The following is a 568-nucleotide window of genomic DNA, read 5'->3' on the forward strand; positions in this document are numbered from 1 at the left end:
CTCTTCTTTCTGTGAATCTAATTTATTATTTAAATTATTTATTAACTCATCGTATTTTGCATTATTCTGACTGATAGATTCATTCAAACTTTCTTCTAAATCTTTTTGTCCTTTTCTTAAGCCGGATATCTCTTTGAAAGTTTTTAAATTCTGCTCTAACATCACACTGTTATAATTAGTGTTGTTCTGTTCGATTTTCTCATCTATCTTATTAGATATTTCTTCTTGTAATTTATTTATATTACCAGAATTTTCATCTACTTTATTATTTAAATTATTAATCAATTCTTCATATTTAGCATTATTTTGATTGATTGTATCGTTTACATTGTTTAATAATTCTTCGTTCTTCTTATTAAGATTTTCTTTTTCTTCTTCTAAGAATCTAGTTTGTTCTTCTTTCTGTAAATCTAATTTATTATTTAAATTATTTATTAACTCATCGTATTTTGCATTATTCTGAGATATAGATTCGTTCAAACTTTCTTCTAAATCTTTCTGTCCTTTTCTTAAGCCTGATATCTCTTTGAAAGTTTTAAGATTCTGTTCCAACATCACACTGTTATAG

General features: G+C 24.5%; 1 pseudogene. It reads right to left on the reverse strand.

Features of this window, described 5'->3' with window-relative positions:
- Positions 1 to 568 (reverse strand): annotated as a pseudogene (locus R4K56_RS14730) (hypothetical protein); the annotation flags it as partial.

The sequence above is a fragment of the Brachyspira pulli genome (assembly GCF_036997785.1).
In the GTDB taxonomy this organism is placed as follows: domain Bacteria; phylum Spirochaetota; class Brachyspiria; order Brachyspirales; family Brachyspiraceae; genus Brachyspira; species Brachyspira pulli.